Origin of the sequence: Lancefieldella parvula (assembly GCF_963547875.1) — a bacterium.
GTDB classification, from domain to species: Bacteria; Actinomycetota; Coriobacteriia; order Coriobacteriales; family Atopobiaceae; genus Lancefieldella; species Lancefieldella parvula_D.
Window position 1 is genome coordinate 48,383 of sequence record NZ_CAUUSI010000004.1, and the last position, 23,803, is coordinate 72,185.

At 48.0% G+C, this 23,803-nt stretch carries 20 protein-coding genes and 1 riboswitch; of the genes, 12 read left to right on the top strand and 8 right to left on the bottom strand.

The genetic code is table 11. From position 1 onward, the window contains the following. The first annotated feature begins 4 nt into the window (after positions 1 to 4). From RWJ96_RS02850 to RWJ96_RS02880, 7 genes are all read left to right on the top strand, one after another. On the top strand, positions 5 to 493 hold the full coding sequence (locus RWJ96_RS02850; protein WP_314018835.1) for an Asp23/Gls24 family envelope stress response protein: 489 nt from the start codon (positions 5 to 7) through the stop codon (positions 491 to 493). Between the two features lie 90 nt (positions 494 to 583). After that, a complete protein-coding gene (locus tag RWJ96_RS02855; protein WP_314018836.1) occupies positions 584 to 3,055 on the top strand; it encodes a Cna B-type domain-containing protein in 2,472 nt (823 codons plus the stop codon). Between the two features lie 201 nt (positions 3,056 to 3,256). Next, on the top strand, positions 3,257 to 4,045 hold the full coding sequence (locus tag RWJ96_RS02860) for an aminoglycoside phosphotransferase family protein (protein ID WP_314018837.1): 789 nt from the start codon (positions 3,257 to 3,259) through the stop codon (positions 4,043 to 4,045). Positions 4,046 to 4,145: 100 nt separating this feature from the next. Continuing rightward, entirely contained in the window at positions 4,146 to 4,784 is a 639-nt protein-coding gene (locus tag RWJ96_RS02865) for a sugar O-acetyltransferase (protein WP_314018838.1), read from the top strand. A gap of 159 nt (positions 4,785 to 4,943) precedes the next feature. After that, positions 4,944 to 5,056: riboswitch (TPP riboswitch) on the top strand. A 20-nt stretch (positions 5,057 to 5,076) separates the two neighbouring features. Then, a complete protein-coding gene (locus RWJ96_RS02870) occupies positions 5,077 to 5,850 on the top strand; it encodes an ABC transporter permease (protein ID WP_314018839.1) in 774 nt (257 codons plus the stop codon). Positions 5,851 to 5,885: 35 nt separating this feature from the next. Then, the gene (locus RWJ96_RS02875) at positions 5,886 to 6,938 is read left to right on the top strand and encodes an ABC transporter substrate-binding protein (protein ID WP_314018840.1); all 1,053 of its coding nucleotides are present in this window, start codon (positions 5,886 to 5,888) and stop codon (positions 6,936 to 6,938) included. Between the two features lie 31 nt (positions 6,939 to 6,969). Then, the gene (locus RWJ96_RS02880) at positions 6,970 to 7,827 is read left to right on the top strand and encodes an ABC transporter ATP-binding protein (protein ID WP_396427209.1); all 858 of its coding nucleotides are present in this window, start codon (positions 6,970 to 6,972) and stop codon (positions 7,825 to 7,827) included. A 149-nt stretch (positions 7,828 to 7,976) separates the two neighbouring features. Here the strand turns inward: RWJ96_RS02880 and RWJ96_RS02885 are convergent, their stop codons facing one another. Together RWJ96_RS02885 and RWJ96_RS02890 are read right to left on the bottom strand one after the other, a co-directional pair. Beyond that, entirely contained in the window at positions 7,977 to 9,398 is a 1,422-nt protein-coding gene (locus tag RWJ96_RS02885) for an aminopeptidase (RefSeq protein WP_314018842.1), read from the bottom strand. A gap of 144 nt (positions 9,399 to 9,542) precedes the next feature. After that, the gene (locus RWJ96_RS02890) at positions 9,543 to 10,484 is read right to left on the bottom strand and encodes a hypothetical protein (RefSeq protein ID WP_314018843.1); all 942 of its coding nucleotides are present in this window, start codon (positions 10,482 to 10,484) and stop codon (positions 9,543 to 9,545) included. Between the two features lie 195 nt (positions 10,485 to 10,679). Between RWJ96_RS02890 and fba the strand changes: the two genes are divergently transcribed. Together fba and RWJ96_RS02900 are read left to right on the top strand one after the other, a co-directional pair. Next, positions 10,680 to 11,552 carry a class II fructose-1,6-bisphosphate aldolase gene (fba, locus tag RWJ96_RS02895; RefSeq protein ID WP_035432865.1) on the top strand — a complete coding sequence of 291 codons (873 nt, stop codon included), beginning with the start codon at positions 10,680 to 10,682 and terminating at the stop codon, positions 11,550 to 11,552. Positions 11,553 to 11,938: 386 nt separating this feature from the next. Continuing rightward, complete coding sequence (locus RWJ96_RS02900; protein ID WP_314018844.1) at positions 11,939 to 13,141, top strand: hypothetical protein; 1,203 nt, start codon at positions 11,939 to 11,941, stop codon at positions 13,139 to 13,141. A gap of 277 nt (positions 13,142 to 13,418) precedes the next feature. Here RWJ96_RS02900 and RWJ96_RS02905 read toward each other — a convergent pair whose 3' ends face one another. The 6 genes from RWJ96_RS02905 to sufC are packed head-to-tail and all read right to left on the bottom strand — an operon-like array spanning position 13,419 to position 19,056. Beyond that, positions 13,419 to 13,871, bottom strand: a complete 453-nt coding sequence (locus tag RWJ96_RS02905) for an Rrf2 family transcriptional regulator (protein ID WP_035428255.1) — start codon at positions 13,869 to 13,871, stop codon at positions 13,419 to 13,421. A gap of 2 nt (positions 13,872 to 13,873) precedes the next feature. Further along, complete coding sequence (gene sufU, locus RWJ96_RS02910; protein WP_314018845.1) at positions 13,874 to 14,374, bottom strand: Fe-S cluster assembly sulfur transfer protein SufU; 501 nt, start codon at positions 14,372 to 14,374, stop codon at positions 13,874 to 13,876. A 17-nt stretch (positions 14,375 to 14,391) separates the two neighbouring features. After that, on the bottom strand, positions 14,392 to 15,663 hold the full coding sequence (locus RWJ96_RS02915; RefSeq protein WP_314018846.1) for a SufS family cysteine desulfurase: 1,272 nt from the start codon (positions 15,661 to 15,663) through the stop codon (positions 14,392 to 14,394). After that, positions 15,663 to 16,871, bottom strand: a complete 1,209-nt coding sequence (locus RWJ96_RS02920; RefSeq protein ID WP_314018847.1) for a SufD family Fe-S cluster assembly protein — start codon at positions 16,869 to 16,871, stop codon at positions 15,663 to 15,665. The genes RWJ96_RS02915 and RWJ96_RS02920 overlap by 1 nt, the downstream gene beginning before the upstream one ends. Beyond that, a complete protein-coding gene (gene sufB / locus RWJ96_RS02925; RefSeq protein WP_314018848.1) occupies positions 16,871 to 18,289 on the bottom strand; it encodes a Fe-S cluster assembly protein SufB in 1,419 nt (472 codons plus the stop codon). The genes RWJ96_RS02920 and sufB overlap by 1 nt, the downstream gene beginning before the upstream one ends. After that, positions 18,289 to 19,056, bottom strand: a complete 768-nt coding sequence (gene sufC, locus RWJ96_RS02930; protein WP_314018849.1) for a Fe-S cluster assembly ATPase SufC — start codon at positions 19,054 to 19,056, stop codon at positions 18,289 to 18,291. The genes sufB and sufC overlap by 1 nt, the downstream gene beginning before the upstream one ends. A 333-nt stretch (positions 19,057 to 19,389) precedes the next feature. On the opposite strand from sufC, the gene hisS reads away from it, so the two are divergent. The 3 genes from hisS to RWJ96_RS02945 all read left to right on the top strand — a co-directional run bounded on the left by hisS (position 19,390) and on the right by RWJ96_RS02945 (position 23,770). Beyond that, positions 19,390 to 20,700 (top strand): histidine--tRNA ligase, encoded by a 1,311-nt coding sequence (gene hisS, locus RWJ96_RS02935; protein WP_314018850.1) that lies wholly within the window; start codon positions 19,390 to 19,392, stop codon positions 20,698 to 20,700. A gap of 248 nt (positions 20,701 to 20,948) precedes the next feature. After that, complete coding sequence (locus RWJ96_RS02940; protein WP_314018851.1) at positions 20,949 to 23,114, top strand: hypothetical protein; 2,166 nt, start codon at positions 20,949 to 20,951, stop codon at positions 23,112 to 23,114. A gap of 2 nt (positions 23,115 to 23,116) precedes the next feature. Next, positions 23,117 to 23,770, top strand: a complete 654-nt coding sequence (locus RWJ96_RS02945) for an ATP-binding cassette domain-containing protein (protein ID WP_314018852.1) — start codon at positions 23,117 to 23,119, stop codon at positions 23,768 to 23,770. The last annotated feature ends 33 nt before the right edge of the window (positions 23,771 to 23,803 follow it).

Consider the following 23,803-nt stretch of genomic DNA (forward strand, 5'->3'; position numbering starts at 1 on the left):
AGCTGTGGCAGAAGAACTTACTAATTCGCAAGAGACCACCTCTGAAGAAATTGTTCCTGCAGAAGAGACAACAGATGTTCCTTCCGATGCAGATCTTGAGGATACAGACTCTCTTACCTTCTCTGGTGGAGTTGTCGAGAAGATCGTCTCGTTGGCTTTACGTGACGTCACCAACGTGGTGGGCGCTCGTGGAAACTGGCTTAACAGAGTTCAGGATGTACTTGGTGCATCTGATACGGCTAAAGGTGTCACTGTAGAGGTGCTGCCTGACAGCTCGCTAAATGTTACCGTTTCTGTACTTATTAAATATGGTTCTTATGCGCCTCAGATTTTTGAAGACGTTAAACATACAATTGTCGAGAAAATTACCGGTATGACAGGCCTTGAAGTTTCTGGTGTTAACCTACGAATTGAAGATGTTTTGACCGAAGAAGAATACGATCGCCTAAAACATCGTCCAGAAGAGCCTGAACAGCTAGACAAAGAAGAGTAAAGTACGCTAAAGTTGCACTGTTTTACGCTTTTATAGTAATTGTTTTATTGTTTTGTCACTACAAGCTCCCTAAGCGCAAGGAGTTTTACCATGAAAAGGCTTTCACGTTGGAGCATGGCGATTGTTGCTACGTTTGTGCTAGCACTCTCGCTCGTTGGAGGACTTGCAAAGCAAGCACTCGCAGACACCACCCCTGTTACCTCAGAGGCTGAGCTGCTGGCTGCTATTGCTGCTGCTCCAGCAGATGGTTCGCAGACTATCGTTCAGGTAAATGCGGACTTTACCATTACTGCTCCAGTCCAGGTTCCAGCTAATAAGAACATTAGGTTGATGGGTACTGGAACTATCACAAGTGCCATGACCGGCTCTAATTTCTATATGTTCAAGATTGCTTCTGGCGGCGCAGTTACTCTTGATGGCGCCACCATTGATGGCAACAACACTGCATTTGCCGTTGAGAACCGTGGTAGCTTTACCTTGCTTCGTGGCGTTATTAAAAACGGTAAGGCAAAACCTACACCTGGAAATAACGGCGTAGTTCTTACTACTGGCGCTGGCGCAAAATTTGTTATGGCCGGCGGCACCATTCAGGACAGCACGGTTGCTAACGCTCTTGGTGGCGCAGTTACTGTTGCAAATGGTGCAACAGGTGAGCTCCGTGACGGTACCATTCAGAACACTACTCTTACCAATCAGTACTCCGGTAGCGTTTTGGTAAGAAATGCAGATTTCACTATGACTGGCGGAACCATCACTGGGGGCGATGCTTCTTCTACCATTAATTCTTCTGGTGGTCTGATGCTCTATGCCTTGGATCCAAACGGTGAGACAACAACAGCCACTATGGGTGGTGGATATATCACTAACAATAAGGCTGTTGAAGGTGCAGGCGTCTACATTTACGCAGGTAATCCTCAGTTTGGTGATTCTAAGTCAAAGGCAGACTTTACCTTCAACGGTGGCTCTATTACTAATAATGTTGCTTCTGAGTCCGGTGGTGGTATCTACGTAATCTGGAACGGCAACATTGTTATGAATAACGGCATCATCAAGAACAACACTGCTGGCATTGCTGGCGGTGGCGTTGCTACCTACGACCAGTTTGTTGGTGTTGTTGGTGGTCAGAAGGTTCCTTATTCCAAGGTTGGTGCTCCATGGAATAACTGGCCAAACATTTATCGCGCTGGCTTCACCATGAATGGTGGCTCTATTGACGGAAACAAGGTCACTAGTAATGGCACCAACCAGCTTGGCGATAAGGGTGTTGGTGCTGGTATTTATGTTGCATCTGCTAATGTAACCCTTAATGCTGGTGAAATTATCAATAACACTGCAAATGACCAGGGCGGCGCAGTTTACGTTGCTTCTGTTCCTTATGTTGTCCACATTAATAACGCACTTATTAAGAACAACACCGCAACTGTTATTGGTGGTGGTGCTTGGTTCTGCCCAACTGGTGTAGCTGAATTCCACTCCAAAAATGGCGTAGCATTCTTCAACAACACCGCAAATGGTGCTGGTGATGAGATTGCAACCGTTCGCGGTGCAGGTGAATCTGCTGGTGCAACTATTTCTGATTATATGCTTGGTGGTGCCTCTGCACATTGGACTAAGGATGGCGCGGTTACCATCAACCTTCCTTCAATCCTTGGTGAAGCTGATCCAGCTGCTGCACGTCATACTACTGAAGAAGTAAGCAATATCGTTAACAACACCGATATGCTTGCTCTTGAGTCTAATCTTCGTTATAGCTCTATCGCCGCAGCACAGAATAAGGCTCAGCTGATTATTTCTGGAAATACCGCACAGCGTGGTGGTGGTATTGGCTCCAACGGTACCGTTATTACTGGTGAAGAGGGTACTCAGGATGTAACCGTTAAGAAAGTTTGGGATACTTCTGCAAACCCAGATGCAGTTATTCCAGAGACGCTTACTGTTTATCTAAAGGCAGATGGATATGTTGTTGACTCCGTTGAGCTTTCTGCGGCAAACAACTGGGAGCATACATTCCACGGTCTTCCTGATAACGTAACTTTGAGCTTTACAGAAGGAACCGTAGTCGGTTGGACTGCTCAGACTCCTGAGGTTAACGGTAACATCACTACCTTGACTAACAAGGCTGATGCTCCTGTAACTCGCGATGTTCCAGTAACCAAGGTTTGGAATGGTACAAAGAAGGATTCTGTAACCGTTCACCTGCTTGCTGATGGTGTTGACACTGGTCAGACCCTTGTCCTTTCTGAGGCAAACAATTGGACCGGTTCATTTGTTGGTGTAAATCTTTACGCAGCAGATAATCACGTCATTGCTTACACCGTTTCTGAGGATGCTATTGAGGGTTACACTTCTGAGATAACTGGTGATATGGCTAATGGCTTTACCATTACCAACACCGAGACTCCAGTTACCCCAACTCCAACTCCAGAGAAGCCTGGTAAGAAGCGTAAGCACCGCACGCCTGATACTGGTGACGCAAGTGTTGTAGCTATGGTTGCGTTTGCAACGGTCGGCGCTGGCTTTGTTGGTGTTGGAGCATATGCTCGCACTCGTAAAGAGCAGTAAGCAACACACATACACTTAGTATGCAGATCCCCCGCTTTTATAAAAAGCGGGGGATCTTTGTCAGAAGGACGATTCCTTGTTTTAACTGGAGATGTTTACGTTCACCGAATTTGCCAACCGTTTAACCAATAAGAGTGTTCTTCTCGCCAGGAGAGATTAGAGAAGAACGACAATACTACTAGGTGGATAGTGAGTATCTGCATGAGTACCTTATTGGAGGTTGTTATGGAGCTCAAAGCTGATAAAAAAGTAATTGTCGAGCGTAATAACAAGGTTGTGTATGACAACGGAGACACAGTCGTTAAGGTGTTCAGCGGAAGCAAACCTTCTGCTGATATTATGAATGAGGCATTAAACCTCACTCGTGCTGAGCAGGCCGGCATCAACGTTCCATCTCTTGTAGAGATTAGTAAAGTTGGTAATTGCTGGGCTGTTTCAACCAGAAAAGTTGAAGGTAAAACAATTAGGCAGCTTATTGAGGAGCATCCAGAAAAAGAGGATGAGTATCTCAATAAGTTTGTCGATATTGAGCTGGCCATTCACGCTCATAAGGCACCACTTCTTACTCATCAAAAAGACAAGTTCACCCGAATGATTAACAGCATTCCAGACATCCTTGATGAGGCCACAAGGTATGAGCTTCTACTTAAGCTTGATGGCATGAAACCTCACACTAAGGTTTGCCACGGTGACTTTGTCCCGTCCAATGTTATTCTCGCCGAAGATGGCGCTCCTGTAATTCTTGACTGGGCCCATGCAACACAAGGCAATGGCGCTGCAGACTGCGCTACAACTTACCTGCACCTGCTTCTTCATGGTGATGAGGAACTTGCCGAGAAATACATCAATTTTTATTGCACTAAGCAGGGCTGCACTCGTCAGTATGTAAACGAATGGCTTGGCATTATTGCTGCAGCAGAGCTTGCTCGCGGTCGTGTAAAAGAAACAGAGTTCCTGCTTAAGTGGGTAAATGTTTTTGATGCAATGTAGTTGGTTACAAGAACTTTAAACTAGCCGGGAAGAGCCTCGTCAGGGGCTCTTCTTTTATTACACTTCTAACTGCTCAATAAAGTAACGTGAGGAGTTAGCTATGTATGATGTTGATCCAAAGCAGACCACTGTAAACTCAGAAAATAAGAAATCAAAGCTTGAGCGTATGAGTGCGGGAGAGTGGTGTGGCGGCTCTGACGAAGAGCAGAGCGCTGCGTTTTGGCGAGCAAAGGATCTTGCCTGGGAGTTTAATCAGACCCGTCCAAGTGATAAAGAAAAGTGCCGTCAGATTTTGACTGAACTTCTCGGTGAACTAGGAGAGGGAAGTGCAGCAGTTTCTCCTTTTAATGTTGACTATGGCTTCAACATCAAGATTGGCCCACATAGCTTTATCAATCACGGTGCATACTTGATGGATTGTGCGCCTATCACTTTTGGTGCTCATAGTTTTGTGGGTCCTCAGTTTAAGGCGTACACCGTCCAGCACCCTCTAGATGCTGAGGAGAGAAATGCTTGGTATGAGCGAGCATTGCCTATCACGGTGGGAGATAACTGCTGGTTTGGCGGAAATGTGACGGTGCTTCCCGGTGTAACTATCGGAAATAACTGTGTAATTGGTGCTAATAGTCTGGTTACTAAAGATATTCCAGACAATTCTCTTGTTGTTGGTTCTCCCGCAAAGGTCGTACGTCAAATTACCGAGGCAGATAAGCTGGGACTTAAAGAGCTTTTGGGCTAGTCCTGTTAGGCTGGGAGCGCGTGGCTTCGGGGCATAGGACTTCAGAGTACTCGATTTCAGAGCGCACAAAAAATGCGCGATTTAAGAAAACGCTGCTAGATTAGGCCTTTTAGGGAGATTGTTTAACTATTTATTTGATGTTAGAGGCATCCGCGCTATAATAAATATACGGGGAGCTGGGAAATGGCCCGGCTGAGAGGCAGCACCTTATGCTGCGACCCATAAACCTGATCTGGGCAATGCCAGCGTAGGGAGCCTATGCCGTCCTTACGCACTATAAGAAGGAGGGCATATGAAAAAACTTTCTCAGTTTGCATTGCAAGCCATATCCCTTACTTCTTTTCTTGTGCTTTGGCAGCTTGTTATTGTTGCAGGAATTATTCCAAATTACCTTGTTCCAACTCCTGTTCAGGTTGTATTTGCGCTGGTTAAGGACTTTCAGCTTCTTATGACACATACAGGGATTACGCTTTTAGAATCCCTTGTAGGTCTGGCTATTGGAGTGCTTATTGGCTTTGCGCTTGCGGTTCTTATGGACTTCTTCAAAACGCTGGACAAACTGCTCTCTCCACTTGTAACTATTTCACAGACTATCCCTATTGTGACCATTGCGCCGCTTTTGGTACTTTGGCTGGGTTATGGCCTTTTGCCAAAGATTGTTCTTGTGGCTATTTCAACGTTTTTCCCTATTACCGTGGCGCTTAACTCAGCATTTAAAGCAATAGATCCCGATATGGTTGACCTGATGACCACCATGGGAGCTAGTCGTGTGCAGATTTTTTGGCATGTCAAGTTGGCCGCTGCTGCACCACAGTTTTTCTCGGGACTCAAAATGAGCGTGACCTACGCCGTAATTGGTGCAGTAATCGCAGAATGGCTGGGAGGCGACGCTGGCCTTGGTGTCTATATGACGCGCGTCAGAAAGGCGTTTGCGTACGACAGGATGTTTGCGGCAATCGTGGTGGTGTCTGCGCTGTCGCTAGTATTAATGAAGGTTGTTGAACTTGTCCAAAAACGTGCACTTCCTTGGGATACCTCTCAGGATGCCAAAGAATCTGCACGATAACTTGACGAAACTCAAAGAAAGAAGTGATTACGCGCATGAACGCATTTAATCGCAAGGGTATAACAAGAAAAGGCTTTCTAGCTGCGATGGGTTTCTCGACAGCAGGACTTTGCGCAGGTTGCTCGCTTGAACAGCCGTCTGCTCCATCCAACGCAAACAAGGGTGCTGGGCAGAATTCCGGCAGCCCCACAGAGATTACGTTTGCCCTGGACTACACCCCAAACACCAACCATACCGGCATTTATGTGGCTCAGGAGAAGGGCTACTTTGACGAGGTTGGCCTCAAGGTAACTATTCAGCAGCCACCTGCCGATGGTGCCGATGCGCTGATTGGTGCTGGTGGCGCACAGATGGGCGTTACCTACCAGGACTATATTGCTAACAGCCTCTCATCTTCTAATCCGCTGCCATATACTGCGGTGGCTGCTATCATTCAGCACAATCTTTCAGGCATTATGAGCCGTGAAGAAGATCACATTGTTCGTCCGCGTGACCTTAATGATCGTACTTACGCAACGTGGAATCTCCCTGTTGAGCAGGCTACTATCAGGTCAGTTATGGAGTCTGATGGAGGAGATCCCTCCACGCTTAAAATGGTACCTTATGAGGTAGATGATGAGGTATCTGGACTAAAAGCAAAGATGTTTGATGCTGTTTGGGTGTATGAGCAGTGGGCTGTTCAAAACGCTCGTGTTCAGAACTTTGCGTACAACTACTTTGCGTTTGCAGCTATTGATCAGAATTTTGACTACTACACGCCAGTTATCGCAGTAAATGATGGCTTTGCAAAAGAGAATCCAGACGCTGTTAAGGCCTTCTTAAGCGCTACCAGAAAAGGTTATGAGTTCTGCGTTTCTAACCCTGATGAAGCGGCAGAAATTCTACTCAAAGCTGTTCCAGAACTTGACGCTGACCTGGTTAAAGCTTCTCAGAAGTTCTTGGCTGCCAAATACATTGACGACGCCGAGAAGTGGGGAGTTATTGACTCTGCTCGCTGGCAGCGATTCTACACCTGGCTCAATAACCAGCAGCTGCTAGAGAATAAGATTGACCCATCCGCAGGATTTACTAGTGAGTACCTTGGATAAGAAGCTTATTGACATAACAGAAGGTGCTGCTATGGACGCTTCTGGCGAGAAAAGCCTAGGAGCTGCACCTGCATGCGAGCCACAACAGGACGTGCCAGCACTTGAGGCGCGCAATCTTATGCTGGTTTGGGGAAACGGTCAGGTAGTTGCTCAGGATATCTCGATTGAGCTGCAACCTGGCACCATTACCTGCTTGGTTGGTCGCTCAGGCTGCGGCAAGACAACACTGCTCCATGCGCTTGCAGGACTTCTGCAGCCGAGACAGGGCAAGGTACTGCTGCATGGCTCTGACGTCACAGGGCATCCGGGACACATTGGCTACATGCTCCAGAAGGATTTGCTCATCCCAAGCAAGCGCATCATCGACAACGTAGCGCTTCCGCTTGAGCTGAAGGGCGTCTCGCGCTCTGAGGCACGTGCACGAGCCCAGGAGATGCTGGAACGTGGTGGACTTGAGCGCGTGGCGCAAAGCTGGCCTCACGAGCTCTCAGGCGGCATGAGACAGCGTGTTGCGTTCCTGCGCACGGCACTCATTGGCTCAGATATTATGCTGCTGGACGAGCCCTTCTCGGCACTAGATGCTCTCACACGGCGAGAAATGCGTGCGTGGCTCATGTCTTCCGTGAAGGAGTTTGGCCTCTCGGCACTGGTGATCACGCACGACGTTGATGAGGCGGTTGCCATGGCTTCTCGCATTTACGTAATGGCGGGCAGTCCCGCGCAGGGTGTGGTAACCAAGATTGTGGGCGTTGTTGAGCCGCAGGGCTACACTGATGCGGTGGAGGCAGACTCTGGCAAAGGCGCTGGTCAAGGTGCTGACCTGGCATCATTTGATTTGAGCGAAGAGTTTTTGGCTGCCAAGCGAGAAGTGCTTTCATTGCTGGGATAATTGCCTGGATGCATTGCTGCGGGTGCGCGGGTTTCTCGCCTTGAATTTGATACAGAAAAAAGACGTGAGAGTTTGTCTCTCACGTCTTTCTTGTTAGCTTGATTTTCGTGCACACAATTTTGTTTGTGCAGTTAATTTGCGTAGCTTAATTACTCGCTGAACTCAAGGAATGCGCGGTATCCACGATATGCCTCAAAGATGTCGGCCTTGTTTGCAATCTCCCAAGGTGCGTGCATGGAGAGAACAGGAACGCCGCAGTCGATGACGTGCATGCCATATTTAGCCAACATGTATGCGATAGTTCCGCCGCCACCAGCGTCAACGCGGCCAAGCTCAGCGGTCTGGAACTGAACGCCGGCGTTGTCCATAATGCGGCGAATCAGTGCTACGTACTCGGCATCAGCGTCGTTGGAGCCAAACTTGCCGCCACTACCAGTGAACTTGTTGAATGCAAGGCCATGACCCATGATAGCAGAGTTCTTGATTTCAAAGCTTCCCGTAAAGCTAGGATCATAACCAGCAGAAACGTCGCTGGAGAGCATGTAGGAGTTGGCCATGCAGCGGCGTAGGGAAAGTGGAGACTCAAAACCAGCAAGTGCCAGGACCTCTGCCATGATGTTCTCAAAGAAGAGGGAGTTCATGCCAGTAGCGCCAACGGAGCCAATCTCTTCCTTGTCGGTCAGGATGGTGACGGAGGTACGTGCAGGAAGATCGCACTCAAGCTGCGCAATCAGGGAAGGGTAGGAGCAGCTGCGGTCGTCGTGACCATAACCCAAAATCATGGAGCGATCAAAGCCCATGTCACGAGCAGGACCTGCAGGAACAATCTCAAGCTCAGCGGAGAGAAGATCTGCTTCCTCAATGCCGTAGAGGTCCTTCAGGATATTGATGACGTTAGTCTTAACAGCTTCCTTTGGCTCATCGCCCTCTGCATCAGCGGGTTTCTCGCCATTCTGGCCCCAAACAAGTGGACGATTGCCAACAATGAGGTCAAGCATCTCACCCTCGATGACCTTGGAAGCAGTCTTACCAAGCTGCTCAGCACTCAAGTGGATGAGAAGGTCGGAGATGCAGAAAACAGGGTCCGTTGGATCCTCACCAACGCATACGTTTACGACGCTACCGTCTTTAAGTGCAAGAACGCCATGAATTGCCAGAGGAATGGTGACCCACTGGTACTTCTTGACGCCGCCATAGTAGTGGGTGTCAAGGGTAGCAAGCTCATTGCGCTCCTCGAGAGGATTCTGCTTGACGTCCAAGCGAGGGGAGTCGATGTGAGCACCAAGAATGTTTAGACCCTCTTCCAGGGATTTGGTACCAATCTGGACAAAGATGACGGACTTGCCGCGAATGTCTGCATAGACTTTGTCGCCAGCCTTGAGAGTTTTACCTGCAGCGATGGCGTCAGAAAGCTTGACGTAACCTGCTGCCTCGGCAAGCTTGATAGCGCTTGCGGCGCATTCGCGCTCAGTCTTGTTCTCGGAGATAAACTTTCTGTAGCCCTCGGTAAACGACTGGAGTTTGTCCAGGTCCTCCGAGGTGTACTTTTTCCATGCGTTTGTGGTTTCCATACCTATCCTTTCTGTAGCAAGCTCAGTTGAGCTGCTGTTTGTTGTTGCTGTTAGGTGCGTTGCAGTGGCCGCGAAGGCGGCTGCTGCGCCGGCGGCTGCTGCGCGGCGGCAACCGCCGGCGCCGGCAATTGACACGACCGCGGCTTAGTTGCCTCCGTTGGAGCCGTTTGAGCCAGAACCGTTAGATCCGCTTTTGGTGCCGCTGTTAGAGCCAGAGTTCTGATTGGAACCAGAATTGCTGCTTGAGCTGCCTGTTCCGGAGTTGTTGCTGGAAGAGTTGCTCTCCGATGAGTTGTTTGAACTGCTAGAATCGCTTGTCTTTTCCGAGCTAGACGAGCTGTCGGAGCTGGTGGTCTCCGATTTCTTGGAGTCAGTGCTCTCGGAAGAAGAATCCTTGGAATCAGTGGACTTGCTAGACTCGTCGGTCTTCTCGCTAGAAGAGCTGGAGTCGTTCTTCTTATCCGTTGAATTGCTGGTATCCGCAGTTTTTTCTGTCACAACTGGGGTAGTGCTGACCTTTGGTCCAAGACCGGATCCGTCGGTGATATAGCTGAGGAACATAGCGTAAAGAATGACGGCAGAAATGGTAAAGATAATCGAAATAATGGTCACGATAGTCAGCGCTCTTACACGCTTGCGCGACAACTTTGGCGCGCGATTTACCTGCGAAGACTGTCCCGCGGTAGAAGCGGCGTTGGAATAATAATCGCGAGAAGGTGCGTATTGGGGTTGAGGCATGTACTGCGTGCCCTCGAGCGTGTTCTGATTGCTGTCAGAATATGTCTGCTGGTTGTAGTCATCGTTGTCGCTGCTACGGAACTTGTGCGTGGAGCGCCTAATAACGTTCTGGTAAATCTGCGAGGCAAGCGCCGACGCAGCGGCACCAACGGCCACGCCGATGATTGAGCCAGCAATACCAATCTGGTTTGACAACACAAATGCGGTTACCGCAGCAAGCGACGTTGCCAAAATTTGGGTAATCGAGACATCCTTCAGAAGGCCGGGTTTCTCGTCTGCCGCTTCATCTGTAGGTTGAGCAGGCGACGCAAGTCGAGTTTTGTCTGCATCAAAGTGCTTATAGCTCACAAGATGCTCCTTTCTTCGAACTGATAGCCTACCTCATTTTTGTGAAGAAGTAATGTTTCGTCGCTAAATCGCAACATCAGTTGGCGAGAAACCCGTCGGGTTTCTCGCGGTGTTTTGTTAAAAACGACCCTATCAATGGTGATGAAACAAGGTATCATTTATATGTATCAGTTTTCCGTCAAACGGAGGTTTAGCATGCTTGTAAGCGCAAAAGCCATGCTCCAGAGTGCCGAGAAGGGTCACTATGGCATCGGCGCATTCAACGAGAACAACCTTGAGTGGACCGCAGCAATCCTTGATGCAGCAGAAGAGCTTCAGTCTCCTGTCATCATTCAGTGCACCAGCGGCGCAGCAAAGTGGCAGGTAAGCTACCGCGTTGTTGCAGATATGGTTCGTCGTCTTGTTGAGGACAAGAACATCACTGTTCCAGTTGCTCTCCATCTTGACCACGGTTCATACGAGGATGCATTCAAGTGCATCGAGGCTGGATTTACTTCCATCATGTATGACGGTTCTCACGAGCCTGATTTTGAGACCAACCTTAAGCGTACCGAAGAGGTCGTAAAGGCAGCTCACGCAAAGGGTATTTCTGTTGAGGCTGAGGTCGGCGGCATCGGCGGCACCGAGGATGGCGTTACCGCTAAGGGTGAGCTTGCTGATCCTGAGCAGTGCGCAAAGATTGCTGACCTGGGCGTTGACTTCCTTGCTTGCGGTATCGGCAACATTCACGGCATCTACCCAGCTAACTGGGAGGGCCTCTCCTTCGATCAGCTCAAGGCTATCAAGGAGCGCGTCGGTGATCTTCCACTTGTTCTCCACGGTGGTACCGGCATTCCTGTAGAGCAGGTTCAGAAGGCTATCTCTATGGGCATCTCCAAGATCAACGTCAATACCGACCTTCAGCTTGTCTTTGCTGAGGCAACCAAGAAGTACGTTGAGGCTGGCCTTGTTGACAACGGCAAGGGCTACGATCCTCGTAAGCTCCTGAAGCCTGGTCGTGAGGCAATCGTCGAGCGTACCAAGGAGCTCATCCGCGAGTTTGGTTCCGACGGTAAGGCTTGGAACTAACCTTCGACATGCGCTGAGCGCGGGCGTCGATGCGATGGCGTGCGATGCGACAGCGCGTTCTTGCTGCTAGTTAAAGCAACGGACCTGGATTTTCTCCAGGTCCGTTTTTTGTTGGGCACGGTACGCGCGAAAGACGTGCACCTAGCACGCCCTTCTCGCGAGAGGCGGTTGATGTGTTTGATGTGAGTTATAATGCGCGCCTGAAAAGTGAAAAGATTCTGTGGATTTTGCCTAAATTCGTCAAAGAGTCTGTGGATTTGCCTGATTTTGTCAAAGATTCTGTGGCCGTTTTACAGATTCTTTTAACTTTTTAGGCAACTTTTATACAAGGAAGATTAGATTTTCGCGCCTCAGTGCATTCTCACAGAAAAATGAAAATTACGAATTTGGCGCAAATTGAATTTGACCGAAATTTGACCGAGAATACGTCGCATGGAAGGTCTAACGCTACTAGCTGGGCATTTAGGAGCAATGATTTTCTGATAGATATCCCTAACCTGCAGTTTTACAACAAATGGCGCTTATCTACAATCAGCGACTTGGGTTGCAAGTTTTTCTTAAGAAAATACTATTGGCTTATGGAATTTTATCTATCACATACAACAGCTTTACAATTATTCCGTGCTATGAGAATTAAGGGTCACGGACTGATTCACCATGACTCGCCAAGTGCCGGAATTCATACAGAGTCTTTAACTTTGGAAATTGATCAAATCAAGAAAGAGGTATTTTCCAATCTAGGAATAATGCTGGCTAATCCAATTGAATTGGTGGTTGACGAGAAGAAAAGGACTTACCGATCGAGTGAAATAAAATTTCATACTTCGTCCCATTTTGCCCAGACATCATGTATGGAACTAACTCTCGGTAAATTAGCAATTAAAGTGGCATCACCTTTTGAACTCATGATTGAATTGGCCCAGGAACAAACGTTACTAGAAACCGTGATGCTAATTTCAGAATTTCAAGGCAGGTTTGCCATCGATCCATCTACCTCTGAATTAAGATCTAATTGGTATGAACCTGTCTTTCAAAAGACAGACTTTGAGCGTTATTTGTCTTCAGTATCTGGATGCCGCGGAATAAGGAATGCTAGATTGGCGTCTTTTTATTCTTTTGAAAATGCCGCTTCTCCGATGGAAGTAAAGCTTGCTCTTCGCGCTTCGCTTCCTATGTCTGCAGGTGGTTATGCAATTCCTAAGGTTGAGCTAAATAAGGAAGTACGGATTCAGCAATTAAAGAGCAGGAAGTCTACGGAGAAAACAAGGGCTATTGATTTATTACTTTCAAAAGGTGACTGCAATGCAGATACAAATAGACAGGCAGCCATTGAATATAATGGCGCTGTACATGAATTAGCAGATGTTTCAATGCGCGACTATCAACGTAATAATGAGCTCGTTTCAGCTGGCATATTGGAGTTCGTTATTGGGAAAGCTGAGTATGACGACATCATTTTTATGGATAACATGTTTAATTCAATTAGAAATCAGCTGGAAATGCCAAGAAGACACACATCACCTGATCGCAGAAAAATGGAAAGAGCAAAAAGAATTAAATTGTGGAGCGAATTAGAAAAGCTTCGTTAAAGTCATGGCAAGTGAGCCTGAGGCCCTTTTAAGTTGCCTAAAAAGTACAAAGAATCTGTAAATCTGACACAGATTCTTTAACGAAATCAGGCAAATCCACAGATTCTTTGATGCTTTTAGGCAAAAGTTACAGATTTTTTGCAGAAATCAGGCGCGCATTCGGAACACATCTGGCGCACTCCTGGTGCGCCCTTCTCGCGAGAAACCCGGTGCACTCCGGGGTTTTCTCGCTGTGCAAGTCCCACCGCACACGACAATAAAAGCGCAGTTTAAACGCTTACTCAGCAGTAGGGTTATCGGCGGGGGAGACGTGCATGTTGCCTTCGTTGCGGGCGATGTCCGCAAGCGTCTTGCTATCCAGGAAACTGGAGGTCATGCGGCCAAGGTCGCGCCAGATGTTGATGGTGGTGCAAGACTCCATCTGAGGACAAAGTGTGGTGTTTGTGCAGTTCAGGCAGCTAGCGGGAGCAAGATTTCCCTCAGCCGCGCGAAGAATCTCACCCAGCGTGTAGTCCTCGGGCTTGCGCGTGAGTCGATAGCCGCCGCCCTTTCCACGCAGGCTCTCAACGTATCCCGCCTTGTGCATCAGGGCAATGACCTGCTCAAGGTACTTGCGCGAGATGTTCTGGCGCTCGGAAACATCGCCCAGCGAGACCCAGCCGTCGTGAACGGCCAGGTCAGCCATTGCGCGAAGTGCGTACATTCCCTTTGTAGAGAACATTCCGGCCACGACTACTCGCCGTCCTTGGCGCTGCCGCTATCCGCGTCCTCGGTGGTAGATGCGCCAGCTGCGGCGGAACCGCTGTTGTGAGCCTCGAGCATCTCCTCGAGCGTGTGCCATGCCAGCTCAGCGCACTTAACGCGTGCAGGCATGTGTGCGATGTCGTGCAGAATGTTGGCGTCTTCCAGCTGATCAAGCACAGCCTCGTCAGTCTCTTCTCCGCGAATCATGCGCCCAAAGAGTTTGCAGAGCTCAATAGCCTCTTCTGGAGTGCGGTCAATCATCAGGTCGCTCATGATGTCGGCGGACGCCTGAGAGATTGCGCATCCGCTACCCACAAAAGCAGCCTCGGCAATCTTTCCGTCCTCAATACGCACGGAAAACGTCAGCTCATCGCCACAAGAAGGATTAACGCCCTCGTGAGAAACGGTAGGGTTGTCCATCTGATATTTGTAATCGGGGTGAGAAACGTGGTCCATAAACTCAGCGTTATACAGGTCGTTTGCTGCCACTTATTTCAACTCCTTGTTTATTTGCTGCTGACCGCGCTGCCAAAGATCTTCCATACCTGGTTAAGACCCTCGATCAGCTGGTCAATGTCGTGTTTATCGTTGTAGAACGCAACGGATGCGCGGCAGGTGCTGGACTCGTGCAGCTCAATCAAAAGCGGCTCGGCACAGTGATGACCAGCGCGAATGCAAACGTTGTTCATGTCCAGGATGCTCGAGACGTCGTGTGGATGAACGCCGCGCACGTTAAACGCCACAGCGCCCACGTGGTTCTGTCCCAGCTTAGAGCCTACGATGTCAACAAAGTCCAGCGTGCACAGTTGCTGCACCAAGTACCTGGCGAGAAGTTCTTCTCGCTTCTCGATCTTTGCCATGTCCAAGCCGTTAAGGTATTCGACAGCGGCGCCGGTAGCGTAGATACCTGCGGCGTCCTGCGTACCAGCCTCAAACTTCTCGGGAACAGGAGCCCAAACGGCGCTGGTTTCGGTGACAGAATCGATCATCTCGCCGCCAGTAAGGAACGGTGGCATGGCATCAAGCAGCTCGGCGCGACCCCAGAGCACGCCAATGCCCATAGGTCCGCACATCTTGTGTGCCGAGAAGGCCAACAAGTCGCAGTCAAGATCATGCACGTCAATAGGGATGTGGGGCGCTGATTGAGCGGCGTCAACAACCATGTAGGCACCCATGGTGTGAGCGCGCTTAGCAATGGCCTTGATGTCGTTACGGGTACCCAACACGTTGGAAACATGTGTGACAGATACAATTTTGGCGCGCTCAGTAATCTTTGATGCAATCTCTTCAGGCGTAATCTGGTACTGCGAATTCATGCGCAGGTACACAAGGTTAGCGCCGGTAGCTTTACAAATCTGCTGCCATGGGATGATATTGGAGTGGTGTTCCATAATGGAAATAACCACGTCATCGCCTGGCTTGAGTGCATAGCGGCCAAGGCTTGAAGCAACCAGATTAAGCGCCTCAGAAGTGTTGCGCGTAAAGATAATCTGATGGTCTTCTGGCTTGCCGTTTTTATCAACAGCACCAATGAACTTTGCAATCGAAGTACGAGCACCCTCGATAGCTGCGGTTGCTTCAACACTCCAACGATACAATCCACGCAGTGCGTTTGCGTTCATGGTCTCGTAAAAGCGAGACTGCGCTTCAATAACCGCACGGGGACGCTGAGAAGTAGCGGCGCTATCCAAGTAAGCTACCTCGGGATTTGCTGCCAAAAGCGGAAAATCTGCCTTGTAAGGGTTATCGGTAATCTGAGCAACTTCTGCGTCGGTCATTACGCGACACCACCTTTATTGGAATCAGCTTCAGCGCCGGAATCCCTGCCATCGCTGGCAGCCAGGGAGTTGCCAGCTGCGTCGTCACTAGCTGCAGCTTCGTCATAGTCGTGAGCAATTTCTGCGCCCAGCTCAGTCTCGCAACGCTCAACAGCCACGCGGTGAGAAATCTCTTCGGGTGCATTAATGATGGCGTCTTCAAAGAGCGCGCGTACAAAGAGCTGCTCAGCAGCCTGGCGAGAAAGTCCTCGAGCTGCAAGATAATCAAGCTGCTCAGGGGAGACAGAACCGATAGTAGCGCCGTGGTTACCGGCAACATCATCTTCATCGCAGAGAATAACAGGCATGGTCTTGTTGACAACGTCGTCACCAAGAATCATAACCGTTTCAATCTCGTTGCCCTGGGCATCCTTTGCACCGCGGACAAGATCAATAGTTGCGCGAAGCGTCTTCTTAGCTGCCTCGTTAAGGACGCCGGACTCGGTGAGCTGCGCGCGCGTAGAGGTACCACGCATGCGTACCAGGTGGTTAATATCAAGCGTCTCTTCGTGAGTAGCGTGATAGCGATTGTTAAGGTCAAGGCGGGCTCGAGCGCCAACTAAGTTGGCGGTAAGGCCAAGACCAATGGTTGATCCACCCAGAGCATATTGCTTAACGTCAACAGCAGCGTTCTGGTGAATCTCAAGGCCAACGCTTTCAAGGTGTTGCTGGCCCTCGTTGACGCCAAGCATCTCAATAAGGTGCAGCTTGGCACCAGCCTCAACCACAATGCGGGTGAGTGCAGCGCTGGTTGGAAGCGCGTCGCTGGAAGCACTCGCGTCGTCGTTCGCGTCGTTGCCTGCAGGTGCGTCGCCCGCGTCGCCTGCAAAAGCAGCGATAACTACGGTAGCCTCAGCGCCTTCACGCACAATAACGCCGGTGTTAGCGCACTTGTTTTGAGCTGCAGAAACAGCAACAACAATAGGATCTTCTCGCTTGGTATGAGCGGGAACATTGTAGAAATCAGACTTAAATGCCTGAGACTCTACGTAGTCAGTAACCTCCTGGCCCATTCCACACTCAATGCGCTCAAAAAGGCGAGGCAGAGGCAGGTACACTTTGCCTGCATCAGCGTGATTTGGGACAGAAACTGACAGTGAGTTAGCGCGTAGACGGTTCCATGTCTGAGCTGCAGGAACGTTGGCGCGATTAATCAAAACGTTATCCATTAGCCAATCGCTCCTTCCATCTCAAGTTTAATGAGGTTGTTCATCTCAACGGCGTACTCCATTGGGAGCTCCTTTGAGACGGGGTTTGCAAATCCGTTTACTACCATGGTGCGAGCCTCAGCCTCAGAGCAGCCGCGGCTCATCAGATACAAAACGGTGTCGTCAGAAATACGGCCAATAGTTGCCTCGTGGCCAATCTGAGCAGTTGCATTGCGGACATCCATCTCTGGAATGGTGTCGGAGCGGCTGATGTTATCCAACATCAGCGACTGGCACGAGAACGCTACGCGAGCGTTTTCTGCCTTGCGACCAACGGTAACTGCAGAGCGGAAGGTGTTGACGCCACCGTCCTTGGAAATGGACTTGGTATCAACGTTTGCCGAGTTGTTGGAGCCGTTGATAATAACCTTGCAGCCTGTATCCAGGTCCTGCGTAGCGCCTGCAAACGTAATACCGGTGAACTCGCAGTTAGAGGAATCGCCGTTCATGATGGTAGAAGGGTAGAGGTAGGAAACGTGGCTACCAAAAGAGCCCGAGACCCACTCCATCTTTGCATTGCTGCCAATGATTGCGCGCTTGGTGTTGAGGTTGTACATGTTCTTGGACCAGTTTTCGATGGTCGAGTAACGTAGACGTGCCCCGTCCTTAACAAAGAGCTCAACAGCTCCCGCGTGGAGGTTTGCTGCGTAGTACTTAGGTGCGGAGCAACCCTCAATAAAGTGCAGGTCAGCGCCTTCCTCAACAATAATAAGTGTGTGCTCAAACTGGCCAGCACCCTGAGCATTTAACCTAAAGTAGCTCTGAAGTGGGTAGTCCAGAGTGACGTTTTTTGGAACATACACAAAAGAGCCACCAGACCAAACGGCATAGTGCAGAGCCGCAAACTTGTGGTCTGAAGGAGGAATCAGCTTGCCAAAGTACTCTTTAACAACAGGCTCCCACTGCGGATCATGCAAAGCATCCTCAATGGTGGTGTAAATAACGCCCTGCTCAGCAACTTCCTCACGCATGTTGTGATAGACAATCTCGGAATCGTACTGAGCACCAACACCAGCAAGGCTCTCTGCCTCTGCCTGTGGAATGCCCAGACGATCAAAGGTATCCCTAATATCCTCAGGTACGTCGTCCCAGCTATTTGCTTGCTGAGTCTTTGGCGAGACATACGTGGAGATATGGTTCAAATCCAGACCTGCAATAGAAGGTCCCCAGTTGGTAGCCATCTGGCGCTGGTGATAGGTTTCCAGGGCCGACAACCTCATCTGGAGCATCCATTCGGGCTCTTCTTTTTTCTCGGAAATAGCACGCACAATTTCTGGCGTAAGGCCATCATCGTAGCGCTCGTAACCCTCTTCGGACTTGGTGAAGTCGTAGAGCGAGCGGTCTACATCAGCGACCTCAGATCGCTTCTTCTCGCTCACTAGTTAGCACCGCCCTCATCAGTCTGGTTCTCAAAACGCTCAAAGCCCTCGTGGTCAATCTGATTGATGAGGTCTGCAGAACCATCTGCTACCAGGTGACCCTTAACCATAACGTGAGTGCGGTCAATCTCAAGGCGCTCAAGAATGCGAGTGTTGTGAGTAATGATGAGCAGCGAGCCGTCGCAGGTCTCGCGATAGGCCTGAATGCCCTTTGAAACAACGGAGAGTGCGTCAACGTCCAAGCCAGAGTCTGTTTCGTCGAGAATGGCAAGTTTAGGCTGGAGCAGCAAAAGCTGGAGCATCTCAACCTTTTTCTTCTCGCCACCAGAGAAGCCAACGTTAAGCTCACGCATCAAGAATCCCTGATCAAGTTCAAGCTGATCAGAAATCTGACCAACACGCTGACGGAACTGACGAGCGGTCATCTTAAGCTCAGGGCGCATCTGTGTAATGGTGCGCAGGAATGAATAAAGAGGAACACCAGGAACCTCAACTGGCGCCTGATAGGAGAGGAAGATGCCTGCAAGGGAGCGCTTGTCTGCTGCAAGCTCGGTTACGTCCTCGCCGTTAAAGATAAGAGAACCATCGGTAATCGTATAGGTTGGATCACCCATGATAACGCGGCCAAGTGTAGATTTACCTGCGCCGTTAGGCCCCATAAGAACATGAGCCTGGCCATCACCAATGCTCAAATCAATTGAATGCAGGATGGATTTCTCCTCGGTACCTGCGGAAATTCCGTTTACACGGAGTAGCTCAGTTGCCATAAATCTCTCTCCAAATATCTCTACGTGCAAGCACGTGATACGTTTGTGACTAGCTAGATGTCAGCTCTAGGGCGAGCAAAACCTTTGCGCTAGTGCGATTTTGTGACAAAGACAAACGCCAATGTCACTGACGTTTTTGTCATACCCCAAAATCCGCTAATTCATACTAAATGGTAGGAATTAAAAAGCAACCCTTACATGAGCACTTTTTCACGTTTTCTAGAAAATAATCGGATTTTTTCATAGGTTTCAGAAGTTATGAAAGCTTTTCTGTGCCAGAGTTGCCGCTCACGGGTAAACTAGAAACATCTATGTTTGCAACAAGGAGGATTCATGGGTCAGAGAATTCAAGGTACCGAAGATCTTTACGGCGGCTATATGCGCTCTTGGGAGCATATGCAAGATATTGCCCGCCATCTGTTTGGTACTTACGGTTTTGACCGCATTGAGACTCCTGCACTTGAGCAGGTAGATACCTTTGTTCACGGTATTGGTGAGTCAACCGACGTGGTACGCAAAGAGATGTTCCGCGTCTTCTCTGGCGCGCTGCTTGAGGACCTGCTAGCTGCCGGCAATGAGTCCGGTCTTAAGCCTCGTCAGCGCATGGCTATGCGTCCTGAGGGAACTGCTGGTGTGGTTCGTGCTGCTGTTGAGCACAATTTTGTGCCACAGGGAGGAACACCCGCAAAGCTTTGGTATGCCGAGGCAATGTTCAGGGGAGAGCGTCCTCAGAAGGGTCGCCTGCGCCAGTTCCACCAGGTAGGTGTTGAGTGGCTTGGAGCTTCTGATCCAGCTGCCGATGCAGAGTCCATCATCATGTTGATGAAGTTTTACGAGCAGATGGGTTTCTCGCCAGCTGATATGAAGCTCATGATTAACTCCATGGGTGATGCGGAGTGCCGTCCTACATATCGCGAGAAGGTCAAGCAGTTCATTCTTGATCACAAGGATGAGATGTGTGAGGACTGTCTTGAGCGTGCAGAGATTAATCCGCTGCGTGCGTTTGACTGCAAAAACGAGAGTTGTCATGCGGTCATGAAGGACGCTCCGCTGATTTCTGACAACCTGTGTGATGATTGCCGTGCTCACTATGAGCAGGTCAAGGCATATTTGGATGCTGCTGGTATTTCATACGTTGAGGATCCAACACTTGTTCGTGGTTTGGATTACTATACGCGTACCGTCTTTGAGGTAGAGGTTCCAAACGCTGGTGTTGGCGCCATTGGCGGTGGCGGTCGTTATGACGGTCTTGTTGAGCTTGAAGGCGGAAAGCCAACTCCAGGTGTTGGATTTGCTGTTGGTTTTGAGCGCATTATGCTTGCGCTGGAAGCTCTTGGTGTTGCAGCCGAGCCAGCGGCTCCAAGCTGTGTCTATGTAGCTTGCGCAGGTGCTGAGCAGGCTCCTGTTGTATTTGATGCTGTGCTGGCACTACGTGAGGCTGGCATTAGATGCGAAGCTGATCGTACTGGCCGTTCGCTAAAGGCTCAGTTTAAGCAGGCAGATAAGATGGGTGCAACGCTTTGCGTGGTCATTGGTCCAGATGAGGTTGAAGCTGGCGCGGTAACTCTTCGTGACATGGAGTCTCACGAGCAGGTACAGGTACCTGCTGACCAGCTTGTTTCTGAGGTTATCACAAGACAGTAACAGCTAACAGTTTCTAACAGTTAATAGTTTCGATTCCTGAAACCTCTCATGTCCTAGCATGAGAGGTTTTTATTTAGGTAGTAAACACCGTTTGTAGAATAATAGAAGCCGTTTACGATAGTTATCAGTGAGATCAATTAAACGTAAACGGTTTAAGTTCATACTAATTCTGTAGAAGCATATTTATAGCTTTATAACTAATAAGCACCTTCATTTATTTGTAATCCAAAGAAATTGTAGGTGAAGAAATGAAAAGAGCGTACCGCTTCATTGTTTCTATCATAGTTGTCTTAATTGCACTTTCCTCATTTTTGGTGGGAAAAGGGTTTTTAGAAATTTTTACTTCCCGAAAATTCGATTCTTGGCTCTCTGATCAGCCGCAATTATATACTTCACAGATGTCTGATGAGACAAAAGAAACGTTTGTATCAGTTATTAGGTCTTACGCACAAACTCACAAGATGATTCTTATAACTAAGAAAACTGAATCAATTACTGAAGGGCCTAGGATATTGACCGTTGGCGTGCTATCTTCTCCAGGTAGTGAGGCTAATAGCTTTGATTCCTTTGATATTCTTGGTACCCAAGTTATAAATAGGCAAAAAATCAATGAACTCCTAGGACATTCTCCAGAGTCATATCTTGGCTACGGAATGGATACTAACAATAAGGTTAGTGACTTGCCGTATGTTTTGGGTTCAGTTTATTTCAAATTAGATCAAATTACTTCTGGCTATAATCTAGGAAATTCTTGTGCTGTTTTAGGCCTTTCTCCTGAAGAATTTGATGAATTGGTTAGTCAGATTTCAGAAGCTACTGGCCTACACAAAGAAAAATTTATTACTAATTATTCAGGATCAGCGGTTGAAATTGGACTCTTCTACTACGTTGCTGGAGTAACTTTTATAATCCTGAGCATATCGTTTTGTTTGCTGACGTATTACAACTCGTTACAAGAATTAAAGAAACTCGGTGTTCACGTAATGCTTGGCTGGAGTAAGAGCGATTACGTCGTTCATCATTATTTTTTCTATTGTGCTTTAGCAGCTGTTTTACTGCCATTAGCCTTTATGTGGACAATGGTTAATTGCTCCGGATTTGATATTACTGGCAGTTTTTTACTGTTTACGTTTACCTCGGCAATGCCAGCAATACTTGTAGTTGTGGTTTCGGTACTAATTTCTGCTGCTCCACTTCTAACAATTCGGCCTGTAGATGCAATTTTAGGAAGACTGTCGCAAAAGGGTCTGTACGTTCTAACGGCGATCATTTATGCGCTTTGTTGTGTAGTAGTTTTTGCTGGTTCTACGTATATGGATGCTCCTATAACAATGTACTCAAATTTACTATCCACTCAAGAAAATTGGTCTGTATATAAAGATTGGTATATTGTCCGAAATCACGTTTCTCAAGGTAATTTTTTCAACGGCAGGCCAATGGATAAAAGTAAGGAATTATTTGATTGGTATAAAACCCACGAGCACGATACAGGCGTGTATATTGCTCATGTAAATCAAATAGGTGAGCCAACGCTAAATGCCTATGAAGTAAATTCATCGATTTTGAAGCCATTTGATGTTCTGATTGCATCCCCATCTTATCTAAAAGAAATTGGGGTAGCGTTGACTGATGAACAAGTTAAAAAAGCGGAGAATGGAACAAGGATTTATCTCGTTCCAAGCTCGTACTCAGAAGAGCAAAAATCTCTGCTAAGAGAACTTGTGGCTAGAAGCGACAAGATATTTGAGTCAGACATTGTCACACCCTATATGCAAAATCCTTCATCTGAATTTATTGAATACGATGCTAGTGGGGGATTTTTTACCTGGTCAACAAATATAGACAGCCCTTCTATAAGCACAAATGTTGTAATCAAAGTGGTAACCTCAAATAACATGGTTCCCAAAGAATCAGAGAGCTTAGTTGCTACGGGGCTTGATAATAGCTACATAAAGTTATCACCTGAGGCCGCTGCAAATTTGTTGGATTCCAGCGGTGTTGTACAGCTATCTGATGATGGTTTTGGAACACAGTTTAGTTCGATAGAGAGCTTTATAAAGGACTACAGAAAATCTCTGCAGGAGCTCTTCCTCTTATTCGGTGTTGTAATTGTGCTTATGTTTGCAGCTATAACGGTGATTCAAATAAGCATGATTTCAATTGTTCAAAGATTGAATGAAAGAAAAATTGCCGTTGAATGCATGTTGGGATTTGGCATTTACAAGCAATACATAAATATTTTCCTCATAGTGAATTTCATTGCACTTGTTGGAACACTTTGCATGATTGTCATAGGTTCAACTCTTGGAATAATAATGGGCTGCTTGATGTTATTGATTTCCAATTTGACTATCAGTATTTCTGCAAATAGAAGCACTATGAGAATTGTTCTAGAGAATCTCTCTAAGGAGTAGTTATGAAAACATTTCTACAGGTAGATGCTCTCAATAAGTCATTTGGAAGCAACACAGTTCTTCATAACATTTCATTTGAGATAGAAAGCGGAGAGTCAGTGGCTCTCGTGGGCCCTTCTGGATGTGGAAAATCAACGCTTCTTAATATCATCGGTCTTCTCGAGACGCTAGACTCAGGCACAATCAACCTTGAGGGAAGAGCATATCCTTCGATCAATAGTAAAAAAGCAACAATAATGAGGCGTACAGAGATCAATTATTTGTTCCAATCTTTTGCTCTCATTAATGACTGGAAAGTAAGTAAAAATCTCTCACTAGCGCTTCAATACACTAAGTTGTCAAGGCAGGAGCAAGAACGCCTCATAAGAGCTGCTTTGGAAGGTTATGGAATTGGCGAGAAATACGACGCAGTTGTAAATGAGCTTTCTGGTGGAGAAAAGCAGAGGGTGGCAATTGCTCGAGCAATGATAAAACCGGGTAATTTAATTCTTGCTGACGAACCAACTGGATCACTTGATAAGGCTATGGCCACTATTGTTATAGACAGTTTGCTAGATTCCGTTCGCGCAAACCATAAGACGCTTCTTATGGTCACGCATGATATGAGTATTGCTCAACGTTGTGACCGAATTATTGAATTACCAAAGCATCAATAGAAGCGCAGGTGTAGTAAGGCACTTACAGTTTTA

Bases quoted from the DNA above. Each gene is read 5' to 3' on its own strand.
- RWJ96_RS02855 (WP_314018836.1), top strand. From the start codon at position 584: ATGAAAAGGCTTTCACGTTGGAGCATGGCGATTGTTGCTACGTTTGTG.
- RWJ96_RS02860 (WP_314018837.1), top strand. From the start codon at position 3,257: ATGAGTACCTTATTGGAGGTTGTTATGGAGCTCAAAGCTGATAAAAAA.
- RWJ96_RS02865 (WP_314018838.1), top strand. From the start codon at position 4,146: ATGTATGATGTTGATCCAAAGCAGACCACTGTAAACTCAGAAAATAAG.
- RWJ96_RS02870 (WP_314018839.1), top strand. From the start codon at position 5,077: ATGAAAAAACTTTCTCAGTTTGCATTGCAAGCCATATCCCTTACTTCT.
- RWJ96_RS02875 (WP_314018840.1), top strand. From the start codon at position 5,886: ATGAACGCATTTAATCGCAAGGGTATAACAAGAAAAGGCTTTCTAGCT.
- RWJ96_RS02880 (WP_396427209.1), top strand. From the start codon at position 6,970: ATGGACGCTTCTGGCGAGAAAAGCCTAGGAGCTGCACCTGCATGCGAG.
- RWJ96_RS02885 (WP_314018842.1), bottom strand. From the start codon at position 9,398: ATGGAAACCACAAACGCATGGAAAAAGTACACCTCGGAGGACCTGGAC.
- fba (WP_035432865.1), top strand. From the start codon at position 10,680: ATGCTTGTAAGCGCAAAAGCCATGCTCCAGAGTGCCGAGAAGGGTCAC.
- RWJ96_RS02915 (WP_314018846.1), bottom strand. From the start codon at position 15,663: ATGACCGACGCAGAAGTTGCTCAGATTACCGATAACCCTTACAAGGCA.
- RWJ96_RS02920 (WP_314018847.1), bottom strand. From the start codon at position 16,871: ATGGATAACGTTTTGATTAATCGCGCCAACGTTCCTGCAGCTCAGACA.
- sufC (WP_314018849.1), bottom strand. From the start codon at position 19,056: ATGGCAACTGAGCTACTCCGTGTAAACGGAATTTCCGCAGGTACCGAG.
- hisS (WP_314018850.1), top strand. From the start codon at position 19,390: ATGGGTCAGAGAATTCAAGGTACCGAAGATCTTTACGGCGGCTATATG.
- RWJ96_RS02940 (WP_314018851.1), top strand. From the start codon at position 20,949: ATGAAAAGAGCGTACCGCTTCATTGTTTCTATCATAGTTGTCTTAATT.
- RWJ96_RS02945 (WP_314018852.1), top strand. From the start codon at position 23,117: ATGAAAACATTTCTACAGGTAGATGCTCTCAATAAGTCATTTGGAAGC.